Here is a 26,258-nt window from a genome sequence, read left to right as displayed (position 1 = left end):
CACCCCATGAAGGGAGACCCGCAGGTCATCGCATTATTGAACAAGGTACTGGCAAACGAACTGGTTGCCATCAACCAGTATTTTCTGCATTCACGCATGTATAAAGACTGGGGCCTGAAGGAACTGGCCGACTACGAGTATGAAGAATCCATCGATGAGATGAAGCACGCCGATCAGCTGATCGAGCGCATCCTGTTTCTGGAGGGCCTGCCCAATCTGCAGCATCTTGGCAAACTGCTCATTGGCGAGAACACCCTGGAAATGCTCACCTGTGACCTGAAGCTGGAGCTGATCGCTATACCCGACCTGCGCGAGGGTGTGGCCTATGCAGAGAGCGTCAAGGACTATGTTAGCCGCGATCTTTTCAGTGCCATCCTAGAGTCAGAGGAAGAGCATGTCGACTGGCTGGAAACCCAGCTGGGGCTGATCGAAAAAATTGGTATCGAGAATTACATGCAGTCCAAAATGTCATCGTGAGAGGCACTCGTCTTTTTACCCGTGCATAATCCCGGCACACCACTCACGAGGCACCCACATGATCACGCTGCACGGCTTTCCCTTCAGCAATTACCACAACATCGTCAAGCATGCGCTGCTGGCCAAGGGCCTCGAGTTCGAGGAGAATATCGTCTACCCGGCCTCCGAGGCGCTGCTCGCGGTCAACCCGCTGGGCAAGGTGCCGGCCATGACTACCGCGGAAGGTACACCCCTGTCCGAGACCTCCGTACTGCTTGAGTACCTGGAGGAGAAATACCCTGAGACGGCGCTATACCCCGCCGACCTTGAGGCAAGAGCGAAGACGCGCCAGCTCATGAAGCTCTCCGAGCTCTACCTGGAGCTGCCGGCACGGCGCCTGCTCCCGGCGGTCCTGGGCAATGCCATTATCCCGGTGGAGACCCTGGACGAGGTGCGCGCAGCCCTGCAGCGCGGCGTATCCGGCCTGACCGAACTCGCAGCCTTCTCACCCTATGTCTGCGGCGAGGACTGCACGCTCGCGGATATCTATCTGCGCTACGCACTTGCCATCCCCAAGCTTGTGGGCCCTGCCAAGCTCGACTGGGATGTGGTGGCCGCGGTACCGGGCCTTGCCGACTGGGATGAGATGATGGCCGCCAGCGATATCGCGAAACGCATCGACGCCGACCAGGCGGCCAATGCCGGCGAGTTCATGGCCTACGTCGCAAAGCAGCGCTGATAAGCCCTCGGCGCCCGCCCATGGCGTTTGTTCCAGACGCATAGGGTATACTGCGTCCCACATCAACCATGGGACGTTCACATGCCACTACCCAAGCCACTTATTGCGCTGGGCCTGATCGCCGGTATGGCGACTGCACAGACGCTGTACGCAGACGCTACCATCCGCTCTGAACACGCACAGAAGACCCTTGAAATCTACCGCACCATCGTCGAGGTCGACACCTCCAAGCGCATGGGCAACACACCCAGGGTAGCCAATTACCTGGCTGGTGAATTGCTCGCCGCGGGTTTCCCCGCCGAGGATGTGGAAGTACCGATGACCGGCGAGTTCGCCTCACTGATCGTACGCTACCGTGGCGACGGCTCCACCGACGCGAAACCGATATTGTTTCTTGGGCACATGGATGTAGTGGAAGCGCTCGCGAAAGACTGGGAGCGCCCGCCTTTTGAACTCACCCGGGACGAAGTGAACTTTTATGCCCGCGGCACCATCGACAACAAGTTTGGCGTCTCACAACTGACCTCCACGTTTATCCGCCTGAAAAAAGAAGGCTTCGTTCCAAACAGGGATCTCTACCTGGTGTTTTCCGGCGATGAAGAGAGCGGTATGACCACCACACGCATGCTCGCCTACGAGCGCCCGGACCTGGCGGAAGCAGAATATGCGCTGAACTCCGACGCGGGCGGCGGCGTGCTGGACACTAACGGCAATCCCATCGCCTACCGCATACAGGCCGCGGAGAAAACCTACGCGACCTGGGAAATCACTGTGCGCAACTCCGGTGGGCACAGCTCGCGCCCGCGGGAAGACAACGCCATCTATGATCTCGCCGATGCGCTCAAGGCGATTCAGGCCTACCGCTTCCCGGTACAGTGGAGCGAGATGACCCTGGAGTATTTTCAGCACACGGGCGAGCAGCTGGGCGGTGAACTCGGTGACGCCATGATCACCTTCGCCTACGATCCTGGTGACAAGGCTGCCGCTGCGCGGCTGGCCAAAGAGCCGTCCTATATCGGCACCACCCGCACCACCTGCGTGGTGACGATGCTGCAGGCCGGGCACGCCGAAAATGCCCTGCCACAGTCGGCCACCGCCACCGTCAATTGCCGTATTTTCCCGGGCGTCGGCGTTGCAGAAGTTGAAGAGACACTGCGCACAGTGGTCGGGAATGACGCAGTGGAGTTCGAGATGCTGGCGGACCCGACCGAGAGCCCGATCTCCGAGCTGCGCAGCGACGTTGTCGCCGCCGTGGGTAAAGCCGTCCACAGTCGTTATCCGGATGTGAAGCTCATCGCCTACATGGAATCCGGCGGCACCGACGGGATGCATTTTCGCAACGCGGGCATTCCCACCTGGGCCGTCAGCGGCGTATTCATGAACCCGGATGAAATGTTTGCCCACGGCCTCAATGAACGCGTACCGATCAAGGCGTTCTATGACGGCCTGGATCACTGGAGCGTTATTATCCGGGAACTCGCGGGGAAGCAATAGTCCTCGTCGGGATCGGGAAGCACGCCGGCGGCGCTTACTTCAGCACCTCGGTCAGGTAGATCCCGGCCCAGCCAGCCTCCTCGGTGCCCATGCTTGCATTGATAACGAGCGAGTTGCCGCGGAATCCATCGCGCTCGATGCCCATCTCCGTAACCGGCAGAACAGCGCCCGTTTCCGCGACGATGGCCTCCGGGTCGAGGATAGTGCCATCCATGCCCGTCTCGACCACGGCCACAAGCCGGGATAATCCCGGCCCTTGCCGGAGATAGATCCCGTCTACCGGGTCGGCGTAGGCCCCATAGACCACTTCCCCCGCCCGGGCCTTGAAGGCGGCATGGAAGGTCGCGTCACTCAGCCGCCCATCAACCAGGCCCGAAACCGCCACGAAACTCGCAGACCGCCAGCGTGCCGGCTCGCCGTCCTCATCATCTCCCTCACCCGTACCGGGGACACGGCCCGAGAAGTTCCAGTAGACGAAGTCATCAAAATCCCGCGGTGTCCTGGCGACCACGCGTGTCGTCCCGTTCTTGAGGTCATGGACGAAAATACCCTGGTGCACCGGGACCTCAACTTCAAAGCCCTCCGGATACTGTTCGTTACAGAATGCGATACGATTGCGGTTGCCCTCCGTCGGACACTGTAAAACCAGGGTCTTCATTTCCGTCCCCCACGCACCCCAGAAGGCCACGAACCGGCGGTCAAAGGACACGCCCTCGCCGAGTCGATTGAATGTGGTCTGGATGGGCTCTCCCGGGACCTGCGCGCCGATGCTGACGAGTGTGGCGAGCGGCGGCTGGGACGTTCCGTCCAGGGGCGCCAGATAGATGCCCCCCAGGGTCGGGTCATCTTCGTTGTCAAAGCCGGCGAACACCGCCTCGCGGTCTGCGGCACTAGGCGGCGCAGTGGAGCCGAAGATCACCGGTGGATCGCTGCCCGGAATCACCGTGTTCGTGTTATTGGCGATGAGCACCACGGGATTCGAGCCGCCGGCGGGCGCCATCGGAATCGATGCATCCACAAGGTCGCGGTAGTAAACACCGGTCTTGCCGATTGCATCTACCGTATAGTTGCCCTTGAATGCGATGGTGGCCCCATCGGTTACCGCGGGCGCGCCGGGGAAGACGTCGAACGGAGTGCCCGGAGCTTCCGGGACCTCGAAGAACGAGAACCCGGGGACTACCCCGAGCTTGCTGGCGCCGGTGATCACGGGCCCAAAGGGGTTAGTGTAGATGCCGGAGGTTCCGGCCCGGGTCTCGCTGCCATCGGAAAGAACGTATTCCCACACCGGCTGGTGATTGCCGCGGGCGGCGATGGTATCCGATCCGATGTCAATACGCGGGAAGGATGGCGGCTCGATGAACGTGGTATCGAGATTGTTGGGCGGGGGTACCAGGGTGTCGCGGTCCAGTACCCTGACGACCGGTGTTCCAGCGGCCATGTCGCGGACGTAGACGCCGTGGACGTTCTGCTGCGCCCCCTGCCCGCCGCGGCTGCGCGCCCGGATCACCACCAGCTGGTTCGCGTTCACCGAGGGCTGGTTGTAGCTGTTGAACGTTCGGCACGAGGGCGTCGACGAATACGACGGATTGCAGGTATCAGTCGGCATGAAGTCGCCATTGTTGACCACCACCTGCCAGGCCGAGATAGCCACTGGCGCCGCGTCAACGGCCCCAGTGGCGGCTGCTATTGTTGCACCACCCAACACCGCAGTCAGCATTCTCCACCGCTGATTACTCACTTGGGAAGATCGCAGAGATGGAGTAGCTCCACCTGCACCGGATGCTCGTGAGTCCAGAGGATTACGGCTCGGGCATCGTCTACCGCCTGGGCATAGCCGTAGGCGTTGGTCCCGGAGAAATACTCGTTATCGAAGACCATCTCCATAACCGGCCTCTTGACGATCTGGCCTGCAATGTCGATCGGCAGCGTGTCTCCCGGCTCGATACTGGTTACGTCCAGAAAGCAGACATCACCGCTGTAGGTGGCCACTCGGTTATAGCTGAACGCACTGAAATTGAAGTACTCGCCTGCCCACGGTGCACCGAAGAGCGCTCTTGCATCGGCATTCATATCGGTGCCAATGGCCAGAATCCGGGTAACATAGATCAACTCGTCCAAGCCAACATGGCCGAACTTGTCGCTCGCTGCCGCGAGCAGTGGAGCCGTTCGAGCCAGCAGGCCCTGGGCATCCGCTGGTGACCCCGGCAACTCGACCGGGGTACCGTCATTGACATCGGCATGGTACAGAACGGTCTCCTCCAGGACTCGCTGGAAGGCAGCGAGGTTCTCACTGGGGGCGTCGATGGTCTTCTCAACCAACACGCCGTCGACCATGTAATTCACCACCAGTCGGCCGGCCGGGTCCAGGGTGATCGACTCGCCTTCCTCACCGTCCACCTCCGACAAGGTGGTAACCATCTCCATCAGAGCCTGATCGAGCACGCTATCGGGGGAGCGGGCCACGCTCAGGCGCCCAAGATCCGCCTCGGTAGTGCACCCGGCATACGCCTCCGGGATCTCGCCATCCACCATGGGGATGCGATAGGCATCGATTTCGAGGGCAAAGTACACCGAAGGCGAGTCGACGGGGATCAGCTCGTCACTCGGGTCCGAGCCCTCATACCACAGGGGACAGACTTCTGCTGTCGCTTTCGGGCCGAGCATGATCGGTTGGGGCACCTGCGCAGGGGAATCGCCCGGGCCGACCCCCAGGGTGGTGATGGGCACGCCGTTAACGTCACGGTCGATGATCACCATCTCGGCGAAAACGTCGGTGGCTGGCGGCTTACCGCCACCCCCGCCACCGCCATTACCCCCACCGCCAGGCGGTGGCCCGGGGTTACCACCCTTCGCCGCATAGCCGACGCCGCTGTATGTGAGCATGGCCGTCAGGGCCGCTGCTGTTGTTAATGCGAGTCTTCCTTTCATGACAAGTACTCCCATGCATTAAAGTTCTTTAATCCCGAGTTGAGACCAATCTGCCCTGCGCATCATGCAGACTCTGAAACCGCTCGTGCCGTAATAATGAATAGACGAGGAGTGGGTTGGCGTCAAATGCATCCGAGGCCATGGCCGGTGGGGAAGTGGGCTGGGGGTTTCAAGCGTGTGATCACCTCGTGTTTCAAAGAGCTGCAAGCACCCGTTCCAGATGTTCGCGCACCTCCTCGGCCAGGGCGTGTACGGCCGGGTTGTCCACCAGATTGAGCACCGCCTGCGGATCCATGAATTCCACGTGTACCGTGCCGGTGTCTTCCTGTCTGACCACCACGTTGCAGGGCAATAGCAGGCCGACGGAGGGCTCGGCGGTCAGCGCTTGATGCGCCAGCGGTGGATTACAGGAACCGAGGATACGGTAGGGCTGCATGTCTTCGCCGAGCTTTTCCTTCAGGGTTGCCTGGACGTCGATGTCGGTCAGTATGCCAAAGCCTTCTTTCTGCAGCTCCTGTGTGACACGTTCGATTGCCTGAGCGAAAGATACGTTCACGCTTTTGCCAAACCCGTATTTCGTGTTCATGCCATGTCTCCCGTTGGTCGATATATTCCAGACCTTTTCAGTATAGGCCAGCGGGCGGACAATACTGTCTAACGTGCCTGTGCCTCGCGAATGCGGACATCCACCTGCTGCCGGGCATCCTGCAGGGTAATACCGGAATCCACGTTGACACTTGCGCCAGCCGGCAAGGTTCTCAGCACGCGGGTTTGCCTAGCCGTCCCCTCGTCGGTGGCCGCGACGAAATCGACCACCACGCTCTGCAGGTCCAACCGGGTGCCATTGCTCACCCGGGCGTAGAGGCGTCCGCCGCGTTCCAGAAAGGGCCGGGCCTGGATGTAGGTGCCGGGGTTTTCCGGAATATCCAGCCGCACAAAAGCCTGGCGGGCCTGTTGGCTTACCTCCCCCTGGCCGCTGGCAGCGGCCTGGAAATACTGTCTGGCCTCAGCCGTGTTACCCGCATTCAGGGCGATCTTACCCAGCTCATTCATGCCGACCGCGGTGGGCAGCAGCTCGGTGCTTTTTTCGAGGTCCTGCCGTGCCAGGTCACGCGATCCCAGCCGGGAATAGGCCACACCTCGACCCAGGTAGTAGTCGAAGTAGCCGGAGTCCAGCGACAACGCGCGGTCGTAAGTTTGCACCGCTTCGCGATAGCGACCCTGGTGCAACAGGATATCCCCCTGCAGACCCACGAAGCGGGCTTCCCGGGGAACCATTTTCTGGGCCTCGCGCAATTTAACAAACGCCTGCTCAAGATCGTCATCGGTGATTTCCTGGCGGGCCTCATCGAAAAGCTCGTAGGCGGGCTGGCTTTGCTTCAGAAAGGAGATGGCCTGCTGGTATCGCTCGCGGCCGGTTTCCAGGTCCCTGCCCTCCATCTGCGGCGCCAACTCCCGGACCAGCCGGCGATTGTTCTCCACGCGCTCCTGTGAGGGTGGATGGCTGGCAAACAGGCCCTCCAGCCAGCCAGCCCGGCTGCGCCCTTTGGAGAGCCTGACGAAGGTTTCCTGCAGCGCGACCGCAGCCCGTGGGTCGTAACCGGCTTCCAGCATATAGCGGATCCCGTAATAGTCGGCTTCCCGCTCCGCGTCGCGGCCATAGCGCTGGTTGATCAACTGCGCCCCCAATTGCGCACCGCCAACGATCAGGTTGGAATACTCGCTGTCCGCGGAAGCGATCATTCCCACCACCATTGCTCCCTGCAACAGAGTGCCTCGGGTTACGGCCTGGGCGCCATGGCGGGCCGCCGCATGTACAATTTCATGACCCAGCACCGCCGCCAGTTCGGCTTCGCTGCCCAGTTCCACCAGCAACCCGCGATTGAGTGCGATCTTGCCACCGGGAAGGGCCCAGGCATTGGGTACGCCATTATTGAGGACAGCGAACTCATAAGGCAGATCGCGGTCGCTCACCGCAACCAGGCGCTGCCCTACCCTGTTCACATACTCGGTGAGCTCCTCGTCCACCTCGTAGTCGCCGCCCTGGCTTTGTCTGGACGGCAGGTATTGCTGTTCGCCGATGCTGATTTCCTGGGCAGCGGACACCAGCGAGAACTCGCTCTCGCCCGTTACCGGATTAGTGCTGCAGCCGGAAAGGGCCAAGCCCATAAGCACCCATGTCATGACAATCAAGCCACCGCGCCTGCAAACGAGCATACTCATTCTCCTTGATCCTCTCCTTCTAACCCGACTTACGTCGGTCGCTTTCCGTCGCGTTACCGGTTTACCGGGCGACACGTTTCGATGTTCCCCACCGGGTAATGTATTAACACTATTAAAGTCTGCCTGCCAGTTAAGCTGCAGCCCCGAACCTTACCTCGTGGCTATATTCACAAACAGGCATGTAGTTCATTGAAAAGGATAGCTTGCCTGAGTACGCTGTGATGCCACTTGCCGACTACAAAAACAGGGACGACGGCAATGCTGAAAATGATCTATCTCGCGAAGCGCAAGCCCGGCTTTTCCTTCGACGGGTTTGTACGTCGCTGGCGCAAGCACGGTGCGCTGGCCATAGAGCAGCCTCTGTGGCGACAAACCCTGGGTTACGTCCAGGCTGAGCCAATTCGTCCGCAACCTTTTGTCGGCGCTTCCGAGGATTACGATGCAATCGCCTGTTATATGGTCCGGGACGGCCTGTTCACGGAGATGACCGAAGAAGACGCCACCAGTTCGGCAATTATGGCAGAGGATGAACTAAAAACCTTTGCCGAACCGATTCCCGCCACTGCATTATGGGTGAAAGAAGAGCGCGTGTTGCCCGGCGAACTCGGTGGAATTACTGCCTTCCTGTTCTTTAACAACACCGCGAATGCGCGAGAAAGTGCCCAGCGCGCCAGTGCCAGCGGCGGGCTCAACAGAATCACGCTGAATACCCGGGACGACGGCATGCCCCGGGAATCGCAAACTCTCCCCTACCAAGCCGTGGTGGAGCTATCGGCTGCCAGCATCCCGGCCCTGGAGGCGGCACTTGAAGCTGTGGATGTCATACCCACCTCCGACCTGGCGGTAATAACCCGGGAAGCCGTACTGTGGCATAGAATGTCCTGAAACACCTGTCATTGACACTCTGCCAAAATGGTGCCGCCGACATTAGGAAAACGGCGGCAACAACGGCTGGCGTGCCTGTAAATGAAATGGTTTGGATTACAGTGACATCGACCGTGTTCCAATAGCGGGACCCGGCAAATTGACCTGAGAGGTCTGGGGCTAAAGTAACAATGGATATTCACAAAGAACATCATCACGCCATCAACCTTAACGTCCGCGGCATAAAGCCCTCGGCAACGCTGAGGATCAACGAACTCAGTAACCAGCTGCGGTCAGAGGGCCGCGACATTATCAAACTGGGCCTTGGTCAATCGCCCTTCCCCGTTCCCGAGCGAGTTGTCCAGGCGTTGCGAGATAACGCCTTCCAGAAAGATTATTTGCCGGTAAAGGGCCTGAAGTCCCTGCGGGAATCAATCGCCAATTACATCAATCGCTGTGAAGGCATGGAGTCGAATCAGGAGGATGTGCTGATCGGTCCCGGCTCCAAGGAGCTTCTGTTCATCCTGCAACTGGCCTATTACGGCGATTTGCTGATTCCGCAGCCGAGCTGGGTGTCCTACGCTCCCCAGGCTCGAATAATAGGCCGTTCCGTACACTGGCTGCCAACCCATGCCGAAAACAACTGGCAGCTGACAGCGGAGGAGCTCGACATTGTCTGCCGCGACGACCCTTCAAGACCGCGCATCCTGATCCTGAACTATCCCTCCAATCCCACCGGTTGCACCTATACGGATCAACAGCTGACCGCTATCGCTGCAATAGCACGCAAGTACCGGTTGATTCTGCTGTCCGATGAAATTTATGGTGAAGTTCGTTTCGATGGACGACAAAAATCCATAGCCCGCTACTACCCGGAAGGCACCATCATCAGCACCGGACTCTCCAAGTGGGCCGGTGCTGGTGGCTGGCGGCTGGGCACGTTTATTTTCCCGGCGGAGCTACGCCCCTTACAGGACGCCATGGCGATCATTGCCAGTGAAACCTACACCGCCACCAGTGCGCCAATCCAGTATGCCGCGATCACCGCATTCGATGGCGGTGCGGATATAGACGATTACCTGCACCATTCACGCCGGGTTCTCAAAACCGTGGGGGAATACCTGCACAAGCGCCTGACCGACATGCGCGTCCCCACCCGAAAACCGGAAGGCGGTTTCTACCTGTTCCCGGATTTTTCAGCTTACCACGATGCCCTGGCATCGAAGGATATAAAAACCAGCCCCGCCCTGTGTAACGCGCTGCTTGAAGATACGGGCGTAGCCATTCTGCCCGCCAGTGATTTCGGTTTTATGCCGGACGTCCTCAGCGCCCGCCTGGCCTTTGTCGATTTCGACGGCGCCGGGGCGCTGGCGGCTTCCGCAGGTGACTACGCTGACCGCGACATGGATGAAACCTTTGTTGCCGAAACCTGCCCACGCCTTAAACTGGCCATGGACAGGTTAGGGGACTGGCTGCAAAAGCTTTGAATCCTGGCGGGCTGCTGCACGACGCGAAGCACCTGGCGCCGAATCAACAGCCCCCCTAGCCAGATCCCGGAGTTAAACAGCGTTTGCCGTTTCAGCTATCTGCGGGAACCTCTACAATCAGCCGGGCATCATACAAATTCGGACTCTTGCAGCTGGCGACCCCGTCATAGAGAGCAGTGGCCTTCTCCATGCCGCCCCCGTTTACATAGGCTTCCCAGGCGCTGGCAAAGGCCGGATAGGAAGGCCAGGCGGCCACATGGTAGTAATCGAAATCGGCATCGACAGAGCCAAGACCCGGCACGAACATCCAGCTCGAACCCTGTGCCCCCATCTCCCGCATCATTGCAGTAACTTCCGCGTGACTCGCGGCTGCTTCCGAGAGACTGGCATCATCCTCCAGTGAACAGCGTGAGAACCAGACCACACCATCCCCGGGGGGGCCATCAGGAGCACCGGTGTCATAGGAGGCCATCAGGGCATGACTGCAGTCCACTGTGTCGTAATAAGCCTGGGACACATTACCCGACTCGTTGACCCATTTGTCGATGGCTGCCCCAAAGTGATCGGCAGACTGGTACCCACCTATCCAACCCACATCGAATTCGGTTTCCGCGGAGCGAAACTGCGGCGTAATCATCCATGCAGTGTGGCCACTGGTATTGGCTGCTGCCCATTTTTTAAAATTGGTGTTGGCCTTTTCGAGATCCTTCATACTCTTGCCTTCCCTGAAGGTGCAGGCATAGAGCTCGACCGGTTGGGCGCGCATGTGCTCATCCGCATGTACGGGCGCGACTGTAAAAGACGCCAGTACCAGTGCCCCTGTCATTACTTGAACGGCTTTTTTCATGGCTATTACTCCTTCTTTTTGGGAATGGTAAGCCGGCGAAACCACAGTCGACCATATCCAAGCATAGATCACCCGGAAAAAACCACCAGTTGAGTCGACTCTGTTACCGACCCGGCACTGATATACTGCCCGCCTTTTCTTATCCAGGATTGGCAGGCAACATGGCAGCGGCTTCAGCATCACCATACGACGTCATCATCATCGGCGCCGGCGCAGCGGGCCTGATGTGCGCGGCGACCGCAGGATATCGGGGCCGCCGCGTCCTGGTACTGGACCACGCCAACAAGCCGGGCAAGAAAATCCTGATGTCCGGTGGCGGGCGCTGCAACTTCACCAACCTGAACAGCACACCCGCCAACTTTCTTTCGGACAATCCTGCCTACTGCATTTCAGCACTGAAGCGCTATACCCCACAGGATTTTCTGGAACTGGTGGATCGCCATGGTATTGAGCACGAGGAGAAAGCGGCTGGACAGCTGTTCTGCAAGGACAGCGCAAAAGACATTCTCAACATGCTGCTCACCGAGTGCGAATGGGCAGGCGCAGAAGTTCGCCTGAAAACCAGTGTCGAACAGATCAGCGAGACCAACTCCGGCTACCACCTGCACACCGGTTCAGGTGGCCTGACCTGTGAATCCCTCGTAATTGCCACCGGCGGGCTATCGATTCCCACCATGGGCGCCACTGGCTTTGGATACGAAGTGGCAAGGCAGTTCGGGCTTGAGCTGTTGCCGACCCGGGCCGGCCTGGTACCGTTTACCCTGCAACCGGAACTGAAAGAGCAGCTTGGACCGCTGTCTGGTGTCAGTTGCCAGGTGGATGTACGCTGTCATGAGCAGCACTTCCGCGAACCCATGTTGATCACCCACCGGGGCCTCAGTGGCCCTGCCATGCTGCAAATTTCGAGTTTCTGGGAACCAGGAGACAGCCTGGCCATTAACCTGTTGCCAGCCTGCCGGATTATCGAAGACCTGCTCAGCCTGCGCAAAACCCGGCCGCAATGGACAATTGGCCAGTACCTGGCACAGCACTTGCCGAAACGATTTGCCCAGGCTTTCACCGAATTACAGGGGTGGCGTGGCCCTTTGCAAGGATACAAGCGCAGCGATCTCGAACGGGCGGCGAACACGCTGGGCCAGTGGTCTATCAAACCCGCCGGTACCGAGGGCTATCGAACCGCGGAGGTCACCCTGGGCGGCGTGAATACCCGCCAGCTCTCTTCCAAAACCATGGCGGTTCTCGAAAAGCCAAACCTGTATTTCATTGGCGAGGTGGTGGATGTCACCGGCCACCTGGGCGGCCACAATTTCCAGTGGGCCTGGGCCTCCGCTGCGGCGGCGGGTAACGACGCCTAGCGAAGAACGACCAGGAACATCGCGTACGGTGATATCGCTCAGGTTTCATTCTGTACATGCCCTCCGTCCCTATACAGGTTGAAGACCTCACCCTGGCGACGCTCGATGTCGTTGAATACCCGCGCCGCGATCTGGCCATGATGCCTGGCCAGTGCCGACTTGATAGCGGTTTTCTCGGCCTCAATCACCGCCAGTAGTTCCGCACGCATACGGGCTCGGTTAAGCGCCTCGTCAACCTCGTTAAGTGCCAGGTCTGTTACCAGCCAGGCCGTACCGGCCAGCGCCGGGATACAGGCCCAGGCCATGGGGCCGCAAAGTGCCCCGGACCCACTAGCCTGCCCCGCCGTCGTCGCCCTGGCGCCCGTACGCGCCACCACCCCCGTCAACAGGCGTCGTACTCCCACACGGCCAACCGCCCTCGCACCCAGCCCCGCGGCGACCCGCCTGGCGACGATACCGGCTGCGACACCGCCGCCCACCCAGGACTTTTCAGCCAGCGCGGCCAGAGGTGTGTCGAGACGCGGTAAGTCAAGGCAATCCGAGCCCTCCAGCCAATCCCTGACAAAGGCCTCCTGTCCCTCATAAGCTGCGTTTACCTGATTCCGGAGTTCAATTTCCATGTCGGCCCCAACCGCATTGAGCGCGGGAGCCGTCCGGTCGTGAATATAACGGTCCACCTGCATTCCGACCCGGTCTGCCAGGGAGAGCTTGGTCACACCGGCAGCCAGCACCCAGCCCAGCTGCTGGTATTGCCCCCTCAGGCTGAAGTTCCAGTCAAGAAAATCCTCCACACCCTGGCCGGCAAGAGCATAGGCGGCATCGATCCGGGTGTTGGCCAGGCTGTTCAGGGCGCTATTAAAGGACTGTTCCTCGGCGTGCAGGCGTTGATTGGCATCGGCGACAAGCCTGGAGTGCTCCACCCCGGCAATGGCTCGGCAAGGATCGGCAAAAGTACTGGGCTGCCGAAGTTCGATGTGGCTTACTCCGAGGTAACCTGCACCGGCAATCGCCGCCACCAGCACAAAAGCCAGCGCGGTGGCGCCATCACCTGCCGCCTGCCTGGGTCGCGCTCGCAGCCGCTCTGCCAAAGTGACCGCCCCGAGCAACAGCATCCAGAGCGCGCCCACCTTGAGCGCATTCCAGAGCAGGATGCCCGCCCAGGCTCCCAGGTATACCCAGCGGCTGGCGCCAGCTACCGTGGTGGTAACCTGCATCAGGTGCCAGGCACCTGCGTCCAGTGCGGCGCTGATGCCCAGTACCTGGCTCACCAGTGGCACAGTGGTTGTCGCCGCGCCGCGCTCGAAGCCGCTACGCAGCACGTCGGCCAGGGAAGTGTGATGTGTTACGGGTACCTCCAGCCAATAAACCTGCCAGAGGACCAATACGGCAACCAGCAGTACCAGGGTGCCGCGAAAGGCCCAACGCAGCGCCAGCGGGAAATGATAACGAGGCGCAAGCTGGCTGCGCAGCAGCCACGAGGCCAGCATGAACAGCACCAGGAACAGCGGTAAGCTTGCCAGGACAATAAGCCACTCCTGGGGCCTGATTGTGGCACCATACACCAGGGCAATCACGGCGGTCAGCAAGGCTATGACCACCAGTTTCAGGCGCAGGAAGAACCCCTGCCACAACCAACGCCGGATCCAGCTCTCCCGGGTGGTCAGCGCGGTCAGGTAGGCGTGCCGCTGCAGCAGGCGCAAAGGCTCCAGGTACTGGTAAATCATCCAGGCCAGCGCCAGCACCACCAGCGGCAATGTCAGGGTGGTCATCTTCTGCAGGGGGTAGAAGTGAAAAAATGTCATCACAACGGCCATGCCCAGCAACGCGGGTAACGACAATGTATTGATCATGGCGCTGCTCCCGTTTAAGGCCCCATAAATTGGCCCGGCTACCTGACCCGCCAAGAATAAACCAGCTTGCTGGCCGGCGCTAACCTGATCGTCACGACGAGTTGAAACAAAAACAACAGCCTACGGTGACCCTTCTTTATTGGACGGGTTTGCATTTTTGCAAGACCGAACTAAGTTCTATAGTAAACACAGTGAGTTTCACCCAATCGTGCATGATAGGAGGTCATCAAATGAAATTGAATACTTTTGTGGTTGCTACCGTACTGGCATCGGCTTTGTCCGCCGGCCCTCTTCTGGCGCAGACCGAAGACGAAAAAGCCAAAATGCAGAAAGATATCCAGAACTGGGCAGCGATGCGCGAAGAGGCAATACCGGCAGGAGAGATTCTCGCTGGAGACGTCAAGAACATTGCCAACCCTGTAGGACAGGTCGAAGAGCTTATCCTTAATGAAAAAGGAACGCGCATCCAGTACGTACTCTTCGAAGTACCCTATCCGTACAGCTTTTATACCGGGGAAGACGGCTTCGTTAACTACAAAGCCGTAGAGGTAGAGGATGGCTACTACGGCGGTGTAAACCTGCTTATCAGGGACGCCGACGTCGACCTGCCTCGCGATCAGCTGAAATTGACCAAGGGCGAGGCCCGCGGCCGGCTGGTAAGTCGGCTTATCGGCAGTGATATCAAATTCGCTGATGGCCAGATGCGTGAAGTGGAGGACATTCTGGTTCATCCAAAAACCGGTATGGTGACCCACTATGTGGTGGAGATGAATCCGGATGCGTTGTTCGATGACGATTCGCGCACTATTCGTGCAACAAAAGTGTCCATCAAAAAGGATGGAAGTATCGTCACTGATCTTAAGGTTACTGACGTGGAGGAAACCCAGGATTTCGATCCGAGATTCCTGTAATACCTCGCAGCGGTGACCCCGGGCTCTCTTGATAACGAGGTCCACCAGCAAACTGGAAATAGGTAACAGCCGGTCTCCCAGGGCCGGCTGGTTGGTAGTGTATGCAGCGGAGCACCCTACTCCGGCACTGATCTTTTGGCCTGACTCCGGCAACTGATCCTTTGGAGAGTCCCGTTGCAGAGTTTCTTGTGGCAACCCCTGAAAACTATACTCGCCATTATCGGTGGTGGGATCATGGTTATTCTCGGGCACGCGGTTGCCATCCTGACAGTAATCGCCCTGGCTATGGAAACAGTTTGGATCAGCGACCAGATACAGAGTCGTGTCGAAAAAAACTGGAACCGCGAGGTACACTGGTCAGGCGGCATCGAAGTGGACTGGGCCATGGCGCCCACGCTGACAATAAAGCGACCCACTCTTGCAAACGCGTCCTGGGCCGAAGAGGCGCACATCGCCAGCGCCGAATCGATCTCCGCACGAATCAATCTCCGGCCTCTGCTAAACCAAAAACTGGTTGTGGAGAGACTTACGCTCGACAAGCCGCGCATTCATTTGCAACGATCGCCAGATAAAGGCAGCAACTGGCAGGCATTGATCTCCGAAAAAGATGAGCCGCCATTCTTTCAAACCCGTTTTGAAGAGATCGAAATCAGTGATGGCAAGCTGAATTATGTGGCTTCCGAGGAAGAGACTGATATTGCCATGGAGGTTGATACCACCCAGGGCCAGAAATTGCGTTTCAACGGCAAAGGGTCTTTCAAGGGCAAGTCACTGGCATTCGATCTCACCGGCGATCCGCCGCGAAAAGTCACCGCCGCGCTTCTCGAAAACCGCACACAGCCCGGGGCTTATGCCCTGCGCGGTAATCTGGATTGGGGCGAACACCAGCTGACACTGGATGGCCAAAGCGACACACTGACAAGCCTGCAATCCCTGGAATTCCAGTTCTCCCTGCAAGGACCGAATAGTACTGAGATAACCCGACTTTTCGGCTATGAAACGCGTGACGCGGCCTACCGGGTTGAGGGTGTCATGCAACGACGGGATACCAAATGGCGCCTGGAAAACCTCGACGGGAATTTCGCGAATAACGAGTTCAAGGGAGAAGTGACCTGGATCGAAGGACAAGAGCGACCCAATCTCAACGTAGCGTTCAATATCGAGGCCCTTAACCTGGACAAGACTTTACCAGGACTGATGCCATCCGACAGGGAAGAGTTTGCTGATGAGAAAACCGAAACGGAAAACGGCATGCGCTGGAAAAGTCTGGTCAAGACACAAACAGCAAAACTCAAGCAACTCGATTTTGATCTCGACCTCCAGGCCCAGCAGCTGATTTTAAAGGGAAGGCAACTTCATAATATCGATCTTCGCGCACACCTGGCATCCGGCCGACTTGAAATTGGAAACTTGTCCGGCAAGCTGGGCGAAGGGAGCTTCACCGTCGTTGGCAGCGTGGATGGATCCCAGCCATTGCCCCAGGGCAGCATCGATATCGAACTCACGAAGATGGATATGGGGCGAGTATTGCCGACCGTCGAGGTTACGCAACTTGGCTATCTTGAAGGAACAGTTAGCGCCAGCATGAAGGACGAGACTCTCCTGCTGGAGAAAAGCCGCCTGCGCTACTGGCACGACAACATGAATAACGACATCGATATCCGGCTCGCCAGCCAAACCATGGAGAGCAGCGGTGTCGGAATCCAGCTCACCGCAAGCGGGATCCTGCGCAACCACCCGTTTAACCTTGAGCTAAACGGAGGCCCCTTGCTGGACCTGGACGATCCACACAAGCCCTACCCTCTCTCTTTGAATTCGACTTTCGACGAAACCATAATTCAGGCCAACGGCACCATCACCCAGCCCATGCTGCTGAATAGCGTCGACCTGAAAGTACATGTCGAAGGGCCTGATCCAGCGCAGCTGTGGTACATCACACCCTTCATACTGCCCCATCTTCCTCCCTATAGTATCGATGCCAGGCTCAAGCGCGACGAAGAGAAATTCTGGGTCCTGCGGGAAATCGACGGCACCGTGGGCAATAGCGACCTATCCGGCACGGTGCGGTGGCGCGCCACGCTCGGCGAGCGGCCGGAAGTATGGGCGAACCTGAACTCTCGCCTGCTGGACCTGGACGATCTTCTGCCGGTGATTGGCGCGGCCCCCGCTACCGGACGTGGAGAAGCCACTTCCCCCGCCCTGGAAGCACTGGCACGTCGACAAGAGGCCCGGGAGGAAATACTCCCGACCGCGGGGCTCATGCGCGAACGACTCAAGGCCGTGGACGCGCATGTCGACTTCAAGGCGCTGGAGATGCGGGCAAGAAAAGTCCCTTTTGAGGAGGTGGTCCTGGAACTGGACCTGGAAGACGGCATACTCAAAGGGCACCCCCTCGCCCTTCACTTTGCCAAGGGCAAATTCACACTGAACGGAGAAATCAATGCCAATTTCGATCCGGCCCGGAGCAACGGGAGGCTCGAAATCTCCCGCGTCAACCTCAAGGAGTTCACCGAGCACTTTAATATCGCTGCTGATACCAAAGGTATTTTTGGAGGGGACGGAAAACTGACAATGGAAGGCAACTCCCCGGACCAGGCTCTGGCAAGTATTGACGGCAGCCTGCAACTGTTAATGAGCGATGGTCAAATCAATGCCTTACTGGTGGAAGCGGCAGGACTGGACCTCGGGGAAGTATTGCTCAGTCTGGGGGAAGAGCAGCCCGAACCGCTGGAGATCCTGTGCCTGTATGCCAAACTTGAGGCCAGCAAGGGCCAGGCAAACGTCGAGGCTCTGACCATGGCAACCTCCGACAGCAATATCGTCGGCAAGGGCGAGATAGACTTTGCCAACGAAACCTATGAACTGGTTCTGGAAGCAAGGCCCAAGGATTTCAGCGTTCTCTCCAGCAGCAGCCCGGTGAGGGTCTACGGCAATTTTGCCAATTACAATGTAGACATGGTCAGCGATGAATTGATAGCGCGGGGCGCACTGGCACTGCTGGGCGCGATGATTTTTCCACCCGCGGCACTGCTCCCCCTGGTGGAACCGGGCACCGCCAGTGGCCAGGCTGGTTGCCAGCAATTGGTTTCATCCAGTAAAAAGGAGTCTTCGAAGTAAGAGCGTATGGCTGCTTATTTCGCATATCGCCGGATCAGCCAAACCAGAAGAGGGGGTGTAATTAGACAGGTGCTCAGCACTACCACTACCATGGCGGAGAAAAGTTCACCTGGTACCGCCCAGTCGCCGATTCGGTGGGCACGCTCCATAATGATCATGGAAATCTCGGCGCGGGGAATCAGGGAGACGCCCAGCGTGATTGCCCCGCCCATTCCCATTCCCCTTATTACCGCGGCGACCGGAAGTGTGCCCAGAAGCTTGCCCGTCACCGCGGCCACCAACAGCAGCAAACCGGGAATCAAGGCCTGGTCCAGCGTGGAAGGCGGCACGCTCAGGCCGATCCCTATAAAAAAGAACGGTACGAACAGGTCGCACAAGGTATTGTAGGGGGTCTGGTTTTCGACAACTTCCCGGTTTCGGCTGAACGCAAGGCCGGCGAAGAAAGCGCCAATCGCTACGGAAAAACCCAGCAGATCCGCCAGCCCCGCAATCAGGATAGCGAGACTGGTACAGCTGATCACCGCATCGGTCTTTGTCTCGCTTCTGGAAAAAAATCGCACGACTGGTGTTTCCGCATAGCGCGCAAACAGAAAACAGGCGGCACCAAACAGTGTCAGCTTTAGCAACACCCATCCCACCGTACGCAGAGTCATCCAGGCCAGCCCGGCACTTTCACCGACACCGTCACGCAAAACGGGCAGGAGTCCGAACAGGATCGTGAGAAGGAGGATGCCTGAAACGTCATCCATCTCCGCGACCTCCACAAAGAACTGGCCGTCGTCGGTCTCGATGGCCCCTGTTCGTTCCCAGATAGCCGAGGGAATGCCCACGCTGGTAGCCGTCAATGCTACCCCCGCAATCAGGCAAGGAATGAAATCGAAGCCCAAAAAGGACGCCGCCCAGAAACCGATGAGACCGCTCATGATCACGTTTCCAAGCCATACCAGACCGGCACTTTTAAGACGACGAACCAGCTTGCCGGGATGGCTTTTGAGCCCCACCGTAAACAGCAGTGTAATCACCCCAAGCTTCGCAAAAAAACCGAATACGGATTCCGCATCATCCGGTAGAAGCCCCCAGTGTGTATCCGCAGCCCGCAAGCAGAAACCGATAAAAATGTAGCCAATCAGGGGAGGAAGACGTAAGCGTTCGAAGCCGGCTTTCACCAGCAGCGCGGCAACGATGACTATTCCAACAAGCGGAATAAGTGTCTCTGTGTCCATAATTCCAGTCGATCGCAGTGTTCGTAGGAGAGCGCCTGCAAAAATTTTCCTGAGGTTCTGCGTGCACTTTAAAACTAGATGGCGGACAGGGTCCTGTCAAAGATGAATGGGATGCTGGTAAACGCGATCGCTGGCGCATACTTGCCTGTAACCAGCAGCCGAACGTGGCGGTTCGACGTGACCAAGTTCTTACTGTAGCCTTTAAGTTGTTATGGTTTGTGGAACACGAGCCATATTTTTCTTAAAGCCTGCGCGGCGGCGCTGGAACTTCATCGCGCCCAAAGCCTTGCATCTGCCCAAGGAGTACTTTATGCCATTCAAAGCCCGTGCCAATCTGGTGTTCGCACTGTTCGCGACAATTCTCGTAAGCTGTGGAGGCGACTTGCCAGCGGATTCTGCCGACGAAGGTGGATCGTCCAAGGCAAGTAAAGGATGCACAGAGCGTGACGGTGGGTGGTTCGGGCGCAATGAGAGTGGCGCCATGATCATCAGCCAGACCCAGGAGGCATGCGAGGAACGGCTTGGCAAGTGAAGGGGTGCCCCCTAGAGGTGGGCCTCCATGCAAGCTGCTTCCAGAATGCCTAGCTTGCAGCTTTCTGGATTTCCTCCGCTCCTCGCTCAAGGTCCTCACCAGCACCCTGAATGGTATTGCAGGCGGTGAGGGATAACATCAGCAGGGCGAGTACTGACAGCGTTGAAAACAGGCCGCCCATATTTAAAGGTAGTTTGTTCATAAGATGCTCTTCAACTCGTTAACTACGATTACCATAGTCCTCTGGAAAGGGCTTGTCACATAAAATCCGGCGGTACGGGAGTTGCTGGCAGGACATGCCAGCATGGACAGATGGCCCCGGGAGGTGAATCAGCCTTCGCTATCGTCCGGCAGGTAAGCGCCATCTTCATCATGGACTTCACGACCGGTAACCGGGGGATTAAAGGCACAAATCAGGCGCATGTCTTCAGTACCACCGCGAAGGGTATGCTGATCATGCTTGTCGAGTGCGTAGAGTGTACCGTCGGAGATTTCGTGAGTCTCGCCCGTCGCCTTGTCAGTAATGGTACCGTTACCGGCTACACAGTAGACCGCTTCCAGATGATGCTTGTACCAGAGGTTGAGCTCGGCACCGGCGGGAATAATGGTCTCGTGGAACGAAAATCCCATGCCGTCTTTCTTCAACAGCATCCGGCGGCTGGTCCAGCCCGGACCGTGGACTTCACGTTCAGTATTAATAATATCCTGCACTCTGACAATTTTCATTTCCATACCTCGTGTATTTTTCGAATAATATTAATGCTATCAATTTCGTTAGAAAAATTAACTCGAAAATAAGGGTAACATGGTTTCATGCCATATACACCGCCGCCATTCTGAGACAGGCCCTTACGCTGTATCCGCAAACTGCGGTTCCGGACTTAAGAGGTGATCTCGGAAAACACCCTGGCATCGAGCACGATAAATGCAACCGTGGCTTTACCACATAAGGTTACAAATGCGTGTCATTACCTATTTGCGTAAGCCAATGCACCCCAAAGCGGACCCCAAATCCCTGCAGGTCTGTCGGTATATGAGCCAGTCCACCCGGATGGGTACCAGAAGAAGCCATGTCCACATGCACCCAACCAATATCGTCGTCAACAAAACGGCCAAGCAAACGGGCCGCGTAGATATGGTCTCCTTGCCCTGTCTTTCTGCATTGCAGCGTATCTGCCACGTTGGACTCGAGGTCCTCATCGTAATCGTCTTCATACGGAAACGGCCAGATCCGCTCACCGCACTGCTCACCCGCCTGGATAATCGGTTCAATCCACTTTCGGCGATTGGTTATGGCGCCGGCCATTCGCTGCCCCAGAGCCGCTCCGACGGCTCCTGTCAGCGTCGCGTAGTCAACAATCGCGCGAGGCTTTCCGCGGGACACGAGAGCCAATGTGTCCAACAACACCATTCGCCCCTCCGCATCTGTATTGATGAGCTCAATCGTCGTCCCATCCAAAGCAGTAATGACATCGTTGCACTTTACCGCTCGGGATCCAATATGGTTTTCCGCCAGGGCCAGCCAGCAGTCCACTGGCTGGTCAAACTCAAGGCGGGTAAGGGCGAGAAAGGTGCCCAGGGCGACGGCACTGCCTTGCATGTCACCATGCATCCCCAGCATACTTCCGCTCACTTTCAGGTTGCTTCCGCCGGTGTCGAAACAGATTCCTTTACCGACCAATGCTAGCGGTTTCCCCTCGGCCCCCGGCGGGCGATATTCCAGGTGCAATATCCCGGCGTCCCTGATCGGGCTGGCCTCAACAACGGAAAGAAAAGCACCAGCCCCCAACTCCTCCAATTTATCGCGGTCATAGAATTGTGCTCGCCATTCCTCCTTGCATGCCAGCGACTCCGCAAAGTCCCGATAAATACCGGGCGTTAAATAGTTACCCGGCAAATGAGTGAGCCAGCGGGCCAAATTGTTGCCTTCTGCCGTAGCTTCAGCATATCCGAAGCGAGCTTTTTCGAAATTGCCAAAGAAGTTGATATCCCTTAGGTCGTTTGGTTCGGATGGCTTGTCTGAGATCCGCGGCAGATGAAAGAGACCAGCATGCAAGGCGGCCAATAGAGCTTCAGCCATGGCACTTCCACACTCATCATCGACTAAAAGGGAGATGATATTGACCGCAACCGGACGTTCGGCCATCAGGGGCCCTATAGCCTTTCGCGCCAGGGTAAGCGCTTTGAAAGTCGGCAGCTGGTCAGGCACATAGACAGTCGCCGCTCGGCCGCCATGGGGGGTGGACAAAAACACCGGATTTTCCGATGCCAGATATTTCGAAAGTACTTTTCCCAGGAGAACAGACCAGGGCGTATTTTCTACAGCCTTTCTATCGTTTTCCGGCACCAGCAGCACAACGCCTACGTCAGGCCCGAAATCCCACACGGCTGGTATTGAGCTGTCTTTCCGTAGTGCTAAATGGTGTAATGCTGGAAACTCAGGCTTCATTGACCATACTCCGAAAACGACTCACTCGGATTATAGATGGTTTTATGATTTTAAAAAGCACAGATCAAATAGCAGTAAAAGCCCCTGAGCATAACCCACCAATCACGCTGGAGGCGTTTGTGTATGTTAACTTTCTCCAACCCGGTTGGCTCTGGAACCCTGTGGTTTCACAACCTGACCACCGCCGATGGCACACCGGTAGCCTATGATCCCCAGGCCCGGGCTTTTCTGCCCACGCCGCCATTCTGCGCAAATCGCAAAATTATTGGTTGCAACTGGATTGCGCCCGAGGAAGGTGCTTTCTGCCGGTCCTGCGCCATGACTGCGCTGGCTCCGGATCCGGATATTCCCAACGCTATCTCTAACTGGGAAGATACCGAAGCGGCAAAACGCTGGGTTCTGGACAATCTTGGCCGTTGGCACTGGTTCAGGCCTGAAGATCCGGGAACGCGCCCCATTTTTCACATGCTCGCCGATGGCACCATGATAGCTGCCATGGGCCATGGCGATGGCGTCGTAACAATCAGTGTGACCGAGGCGGACCCAGTGGTACGCGTTACCCGCAGAGAGGCTCTGGATGAACCCTACCGAACCATGATCGGACACATGCGCCACGAAATTGCTCATATGCTTTGGTGGCGGCTGAGCTTGCGTAATGACTTTCTGACCGCATTTCGGGAGATTTTTGGAGATGAACGATCGGATTACACTGCGGCGCTCCAGAGGCATTATGATCAAGGTCCTCCCAAAGACTGGGATCTTTTCTACCTGACCAGCTACGCCTCAGCGCATCCTCACGAAGACTGGGCGGAAACGGCTGCACACCTGTTGCACCTCACAGATATTACCGACAGCTTTGTCGCCACCGGGTTGACTTCGCCAGAGTTACCCCCGGGAAACTGGGACCCTTACTCAGAGCCCGATTGTGCTTTGCTGATCAACGTTGCAACTGCGCTTGCCACCCGCGTCAATCATATTAATCGTTCCATGGGATTGTCGGACGTTTATCTCTATGCCCTTTCAGAAACAGCCCATCGCAAACTTGCCTTCGTGCACGACTGGTTGCGCCGCGGGGCCTTCGGCTTTTAACTGGCTAAAAATTCCTCGTGCAAATGGTGCGGTCACACGAAGAATTTCTTACGCCATCTCTCTGTGAATTTGCGCTGACTTATAACTACTTTGTATTTGTGATATAATAACCATCTTTAGCGTTGTAATTTGGCTGAATTTGAAGCAGCCGCGCTATTATCTTGCTCAATCGCCTCTGAGCACTTCTGCCCACAGATTATGTTGTTTTTATCTGCTGCAAGTTGTCGTGAGGAGATCAATCAGGAGAAATTTTAATGTCCGTTACAAATGAAAAGAAATTATCCCAGGAAGTACTGTCATGGCGCGACACCGACCTGGATTCCGTCAAAGGAACCGAGACCCCCAAGGATCCCAACAAAGGCTACATTGCCCTGCTGGGCTGGAGCATCAATGCGATCAAGGCGGCGCAAAAGTTTGACCGCCGCTACCTTGTGGTGGCGCCTGACTGGGCTGCGGATTTCTGTACCGCAAACAACATACCTTTCATTCCATGGGATTTTGTTCGCCTGAATGACCGGTCTCTCGAAATTGCCGAAAGACTTAAAGCAGAAGGCGTCGACGTCGCCATACCACTCTTCGAGGAAACCGTCGAATGGTCTGGTGCCATCAACTCCGTGCTCATGAATAACCCTCGTATGTTCGGCCAGTCTATTCTGTTTCGCGACAAGGCGCTGATGAAACGCCGTGCTCAGCTTGGCGGTATTCGAGTCGGTATTTTCGAGGAAGCGCACGAGAAAGAAGACATCGTCCGCTTCATGAAGCGCGTCAACCAGACCCTGCTCAAACTTGATGGTGACCCGGACGACCCGATTCACGTCAAGGCTTTCGACAAGGCCGGTTGTCTCGGTCACCGAATGATCCGCAAAATAGAAGAGATCGACTCCATTCCTGCGGAGGAATATCCCCTGCTGATGGAAAGCCACCTGGATGGCTGGGAGTTTGCTGTTGAAGCCTGGATCCACGATGGCAAAATCAAGTTTCTCAACATCTCTGAATATGTGACGCTGGGTTACTCGGTGTTCGTGCCTGCAACCGAGGAGCTGGAAAGCTGGCGTAACGCAATCACCAAGCAGATTGAGTTGTTGATAAAAACCTTCGACATACAGTTTGGCCTGATTCACCCAGAGTACTTCGTTACTGCTGATGGGGAAATGTACTTTGGAGAAGTTGCCTATCGTCCACCCGGGTTCAAGGCTTTCGAGTTGATTGAACGGGCCTACGGATTCAATGCCTATCAGGCTTCCATGCTCGTATTCGATCCGAAGAGCACAAAAGAAGAAGTCGATAACTTCTTCCCGCGCGAAGTGGTCGACGCCAAGGGCTACGCGGGTTGCTTCGGTGTGTACCCAAGACGTCGTGTCGTCAGCAAACTCGAAATGCCCAAAGAGTGCATCGAACATCCTTATTTCGAGTCACACGAGTTGGTCGCGCCAGCAGAGGAGACAGTTCCTGACCGATCAGCTTTTGGTACACACTGGGGCCTGGTCTTTTTCTTTGGTGATGACCCCATCGAGATGCGGGACCTGCTGAAAACCCAAGAGGATCTGGACTTCTACGTTTAGAGACTGCGTCCGAAGGGAGCGCCTGACTGCTGTCCAGCAGCCAGGCGTAGTGTGCGGGGAGGCGGCTCTGTGCGAGCCGCTAACGGAATACCTAGTCCGCAGCGTCCTGGATCTCCTCGCCGCCCCGCTCAATGTCCCGACCAGCGCCCTCGATGGTATTGCAGGCGGTGAGCGGCAATGCCAAAAGGGCGAGCACTGACAGCCGCGAAAACAGGCCGCGTACACTCAGAAAATGTAGTTTGCTCATAACTTGTTCTCCAGTTTTTTGCCAGGAATCATCATAGACCTGCCGGGGCGGGTTGTCACTTCCAGGCATTCATGCAGAAAATGCTGGAGGGTCGCATGAACTGGACAAGCGTCGTTGTTGCGTCCATGGTCTGCATCCGCTTTCGAGAGCGCTGAAGTATTACATGAAGAGTTATATAAGATATGATTTAAGTATCATAAATGGCGGCTGGAGGAAATCATGAGCACATCCCTGGAGCTGGCCCTGGCCTGCGGAGAGGCGCTGTGGGTGGGTGACCATGCCTGCCGGGGCCTGGACATTACGCTGGTCGATATCGCAGCGGGCAGCGCAACAATGAGTATGCGGGTACGTGCTGACATGGTGAATGGTCACGATCTCTGCCATGGCGGTCTTATCTTCACCCTCGCGGACAGTTGTTTTGCCTACGCCTGCAACAGCGAGAACTTCAATACCGTTGCTGCGGGTGCGCGTATTGAGTTTCTCGCCCCGGCTCGGCTGGGTGATGAACTGACTGCAAACTGCAACCAAGTGCAGCAAGGTCGGCGCAGCGGTGTGTATGATGTGACGGTGATCAATCAGGCGCAACAGACCATTGCCCTGTTTCGGGGTAATTCCCACCGCATTGGCGGGCACCTTGTCGAGAGTGAGAATCTGTAGGACAAGAATAACCTTTCTGCTGATGGTGCGGCGCGAGTATGGCGCTGGCCGCGCACGCGGTGTGCACGACCAGTACGCCTTTTTCCTAACAAAACTGCAGAGAGTTCATCGATATTAATCCAGCCAAATCTGCCAGCTCCCCTCCCAGTACTGCTCCATGCGCTCACCATCCAGCCCGGGCAAGGTACAGCCAGCGATTGTCCAGCAGTTGCCGCACCATGGCATGCC

The 26,258-nt window shown here is 57.3% G+C and carries 24 protein-coding genes; 13 read left to right on the top strand and 11 right to left on the bottom strand.

Features of this window, described 5'->3' with window-relative positions; translation table 11 throughout:
* Window positions 1-6: 6 nt before the first annotated feature.
* From bfr to CWI75_RS16755, 3 genes are all read left to right on the top strand, one after another.
* Complete coding sequence (bfr, locus tag CWI75_RS16765; RefSeq protein WP_101522677.1) at window positions 7-477, top strand: bacterioferritin; 471 nt, start codon at window positions 7-9, stop codon at window positions 475-477.
* 58 nt (window positions 478-535) lie between these two features.
* On the top strand, window positions 536-1,195 hold the full coding sequence (locus tag CWI75_RS16760; protein WP_101522676.1) for a glutathione S-transferase family protein: 660 nt from the start codon (window positions 536-538) through the stop codon (window positions 1,193-1,195).
* Window positions 1,196-1,276: 81 nt separating this feature from the next.
* The gene (locus CWI75_RS16755) at window positions 1,277-2,689 is read left to right on the top strand and encodes a M20/M25/M40 family metallo-hydrolase (RefSeq protein WP_101522675.1); all 1,413 of its coding nucleotides are present in this window, start codon (window positions 1,277-1,279) and stop codon (window positions 2,687-2,689) included.
* A 34-nt stretch (window positions 2,690-2,723) separates the two neighbouring features.
* Here CWI75_RS16755 and CWI75_RS16750 read toward each other — a convergent pair whose 3' ends face one another.
* The gene (locus CWI75_RS16750) at window positions 2,724-4,127 is read right to left on the bottom strand and encodes a hypothetical protein (protein WP_146003623.1); all 1,404 of its coding nucleotides are present in this window, start codon (window positions 4,125-4,127) and stop codon (window positions 2,724-2,726) included.
* Window positions 4,128-4,236: 109 nt separating this feature from the next.
* On the opposite strand from CWI75_RS16750, the gene CWI75_RS18285 reads away from it, so the two are divergent.
* Window positions 4,237-4,419 carry a hypothetical protein gene (locus CWI75_RS18285; protein ID WP_146003622.1) on the top strand — a complete coding sequence of 61 codons (183 nt, stop codon included), beginning with the start codon at window positions 4,237-4,239 and terminating at the stop codon, window positions 4,417-4,419.
* A gap of 4 nt (window positions 4,420-4,423) precedes the next feature.
* Here CWI75_RS18285 and CWI75_RS16745 read toward each other — a convergent pair whose 3' ends face one another.
* The 3 genes from CWI75_RS16745 to CWI75_RS16735 all read right to left on the bottom strand — a co-directional run bounded on the left by CWI75_RS16745 (window position 4,424) and on the right by CWI75_RS16735 (window position 7,840).
* On the bottom strand, window positions 4,424-5,617 hold the full coding sequence (locus tag CWI75_RS16745; RefSeq protein ID WP_146003621.1) for a hypothetical protein: 1,194 nt from the start codon (window positions 5,615-5,617) through the stop codon (window positions 4,424-4,426).
* 193 nt (window positions 5,618-5,810) lie between these two features.
* Window positions 5,811-6,203, bottom strand: coding sequence for a DUF302 domain-containing protein (locus CWI75_RS16740; RefSeq protein ID WP_101522672.1), 393 nt, complete (start codon window positions 6,201-6,203; stop codon window positions 5,811-5,813).
* A 68-nt stretch (window positions 6,204-6,271) separates the two neighbouring features.
* A complete protein-coding gene (locus tag CWI75_RS16735; protein ID WP_101522671.1) occupies window positions 6,272-7,840 on the bottom strand; it encodes a M48 family metalloprotease in 1,569 nt (522 codons plus the stop codon).
* Between the two features lie 258 nt (window positions 7,841-8,098).
* Here CWI75_RS16735 and CWI75_RS16730 point away from each other — a divergent pair, with 258 nt between their 5' ends.
* Entirely contained in the window at window positions 8,099-8,725 is a 627-nt protein-coding gene (locus tag CWI75_RS16730) for a hypothetical protein (protein ID WP_101522670.1), read from the top strand.
* A gap of 170 nt (window positions 8,726-8,895) precedes the next feature.
* Window positions 8,896-10,191 carry a pyridoxal phosphate-dependent aminotransferase gene (locus CWI75_RS16725; RefSeq protein WP_101522669.1) on the top strand — a complete coding sequence of 432 codons (1,296 nt, stop codon included), beginning with the start codon at window positions 8,896-8,898 and terminating at the stop codon, window positions 10,189-10,191.
* Between the two features lie 91 nt (window positions 10,192-10,282).
* Here CWI75_RS16725 and CWI75_RS16720 read toward each other — a convergent pair whose 3' ends face one another.
* Window positions 10,283-11,038 carry a hypothetical protein gene (locus tag CWI75_RS16720; RefSeq protein ID WP_101522668.1) on the bottom strand — a complete coding sequence of 252 codons (756 nt, stop codon included), beginning with the start codon at window positions 11,036-11,038 and terminating at the stop codon, window positions 10,283-10,285.
* A 161-nt stretch (window positions 11,039-11,199) separates the two neighbouring features.
* Here CWI75_RS16720 and CWI75_RS16715 point away from each other — a divergent pair, with 161 nt between their 5' ends.
* Window positions 11,200-12,393 carry a BaiN/RdsA family NAD(P)/FAD-dependent oxidoreductase gene (locus tag CWI75_RS16715; protein WP_101522667.1) on the top strand — a complete coding sequence of 398 codons (1,194 nt, stop codon included), beginning with the start codon at window positions 11,200-11,202 and terminating at the stop codon, window positions 12,391-12,393.
* Window positions 12,394-12,431: 38 nt separating this feature from the next.
* Here CWI75_RS16715 and CWI75_RS16710 read toward each other — a convergent pair whose 3' ends face one another.
* Window positions 12,432-14,243 (bottom strand): hypothetical protein, encoded by a 1,812-nt coding sequence (locus CWI75_RS16710; protein ID WP_101522666.1) that lies wholly within the window; start codon window positions 14,241-14,243, stop codon window positions 12,432-12,434.
* A gap of 230 nt (window positions 14,244-14,473) precedes the next feature.
* Here CWI75_RS16710 and CWI75_RS16705 point away from each other — a divergent pair, with 230 nt between their 5' ends.
* Together CWI75_RS16705 and CWI75_RS16700 are read left to right on the top strand one after the other, a co-directional pair.
* Window positions 14,474-15,154, top strand: a complete 681-nt coding sequence (locus CWI75_RS16705) for a hypothetical protein (protein WP_101522665.1) — start codon at window positions 14,474-14,476, stop codon at window positions 15,152-15,154.
* 174 nt (window positions 15,155-15,328) lie between these two features.
* Complete coding sequence (locus CWI75_RS16700; RefSeq protein WP_146003620.1) at window positions 15,329-18,271, top strand: AsmA family protein; 2,943 nt, start codon at window positions 15,329-15,331, stop codon at window positions 18,269-18,271.
* 14 nt (window positions 18,272-18,285) lie between these two features.
* On the opposite strand, the gene CWI75_RS16695 is transcribed toward CWI75_RS16700, so the two are convergent.
* The gene (locus CWI75_RS16695; protein WP_101522663.1) at window positions 18,286-19,494 is read right to left on the bottom strand and encodes a cation:proton antiporter; all 1,209 of its coding nucleotides are present in this window, start codon (window positions 19,492-19,494) and stop codon (window positions 18,286-18,288) included.
* A gap of 310 nt (window positions 19,495-19,804) precedes the next feature.
* Between CWI75_RS16695 and CWI75_RS16690 the strand changes: the two genes are divergently transcribed.
* A complete protein-coding gene (locus CWI75_RS16690) occupies window positions 19,805-20,026 on the top strand; it encodes a hypothetical protein (protein ID WP_101522662.1) in 222 nt (73 codons plus the stop codon).
* Window positions 20,027-20,075: 49 nt separating this feature from the next.
* Here the strand turns inward: CWI75_RS16690 and CWI75_RS16685 are convergent, their stop codons facing one another.
* From CWI75_RS16685 to CWI75_RS16675, 3 genes are all read right to left on the bottom strand, one after another.
* A complete protein-coding gene (locus CWI75_RS16685) occupies window positions 20,076-20,228 on the bottom strand; it encodes a hypothetical protein (protein WP_206604772.1) in 153 nt (50 codons plus the stop codon).
* Window positions 20,229-20,356: 128 nt separating this feature from the next.
* On the bottom strand, window positions 20,357-20,752 hold the full coding sequence (locus tag CWI75_RS16680) for an ectoine synthase (RefSeq protein WP_101522661.1): 396 nt from the start codon (window positions 20,750-20,752) through the stop codon (window positions 20,357-20,359).
* 226 nt (window positions 20,753-20,978) lie between these two features.
* On the bottom strand, window positions 20,979-22,475 hold the full coding sequence (locus CWI75_RS16675; RefSeq protein WP_101522660.1) for a M17 family metallopeptidase: 1,497 nt from the start codon (window positions 22,473-22,475) through the stop codon (window positions 20,979-20,981).
* A gap of 123 nt (window positions 22,476-22,598) precedes the next feature.
* Here CWI75_RS16675 and CWI75_RS16670 point away from each other — a divergent pair, with 123 nt between their 5' ends.
* Both CWI75_RS16670 and CWI75_RS16665 read left to right on the top strand, forming a co-directional pair.
* The gene (locus CWI75_RS16670) at window positions 22,599-23,564 is read left to right on the top strand and encodes a zinc-binding metallopeptidase family protein (RefSeq protein WP_101522659.1); all 966 of its coding nucleotides are present in this window, start codon (window positions 22,599-22,601) and stop codon (window positions 23,562-23,564) included.
* A 254-nt stretch (window positions 23,565-23,818) separates the two neighbouring features.
* A complete protein-coding gene (locus CWI75_RS16665; RefSeq protein WP_101522658.1) occupies window positions 23,819-25,126 on the top strand; it encodes a carboxylate--amine ligase in 1,308 nt (435 codons plus the stop codon).
* Between the two features lie 91 nt (window positions 25,127-25,217).
* On the opposite strand, the gene CWI75_RS16660 is transcribed toward CWI75_RS16665, so the two are convergent.
* Window positions 25,218-25,373: an entericidin A/B family lipoprotein gene (locus CWI75_RS16660; protein ID WP_101522657.1), complete on the bottom strand. Its 156-nt coding sequence runs from the start codon at window positions 25,371-25,373 to the stop codon at window positions 25,218-25,220.
* A gap of 219 nt (window positions 25,374-25,592) precedes the next feature.
* On the opposite strand from CWI75_RS16660, the gene paaI reads away from it, so the two are divergent.
* Window positions 25,593-26,030 (top strand): hydroxyphenylacetyl-CoA thioesterase PaaI, encoded by a 438-nt coding sequence (gene paaI, locus CWI75_RS16655; RefSeq protein ID WP_101522656.1) that lies wholly within the window; start codon window positions 25,593-25,595, stop codon window positions 26,028-26,030.
* Window positions 26,031-26,258 lie beyond the last annotated feature (228 nt).

Source organism: Kineobactrum sediminis (assembly GCF_002868715.1).
Classification (GTDB): domain Bacteria; phylum Pseudomonadota; class Gammaproteobacteria; order Pseudomonadales; family Halieaceae; genus Kineobactrum; species Kineobactrum sediminis.
The sequence above is the reverse complement of the archived record's forward strand: the minus strand, read 5'-3'. Positions and strand labels throughout refer to the sequence as shown.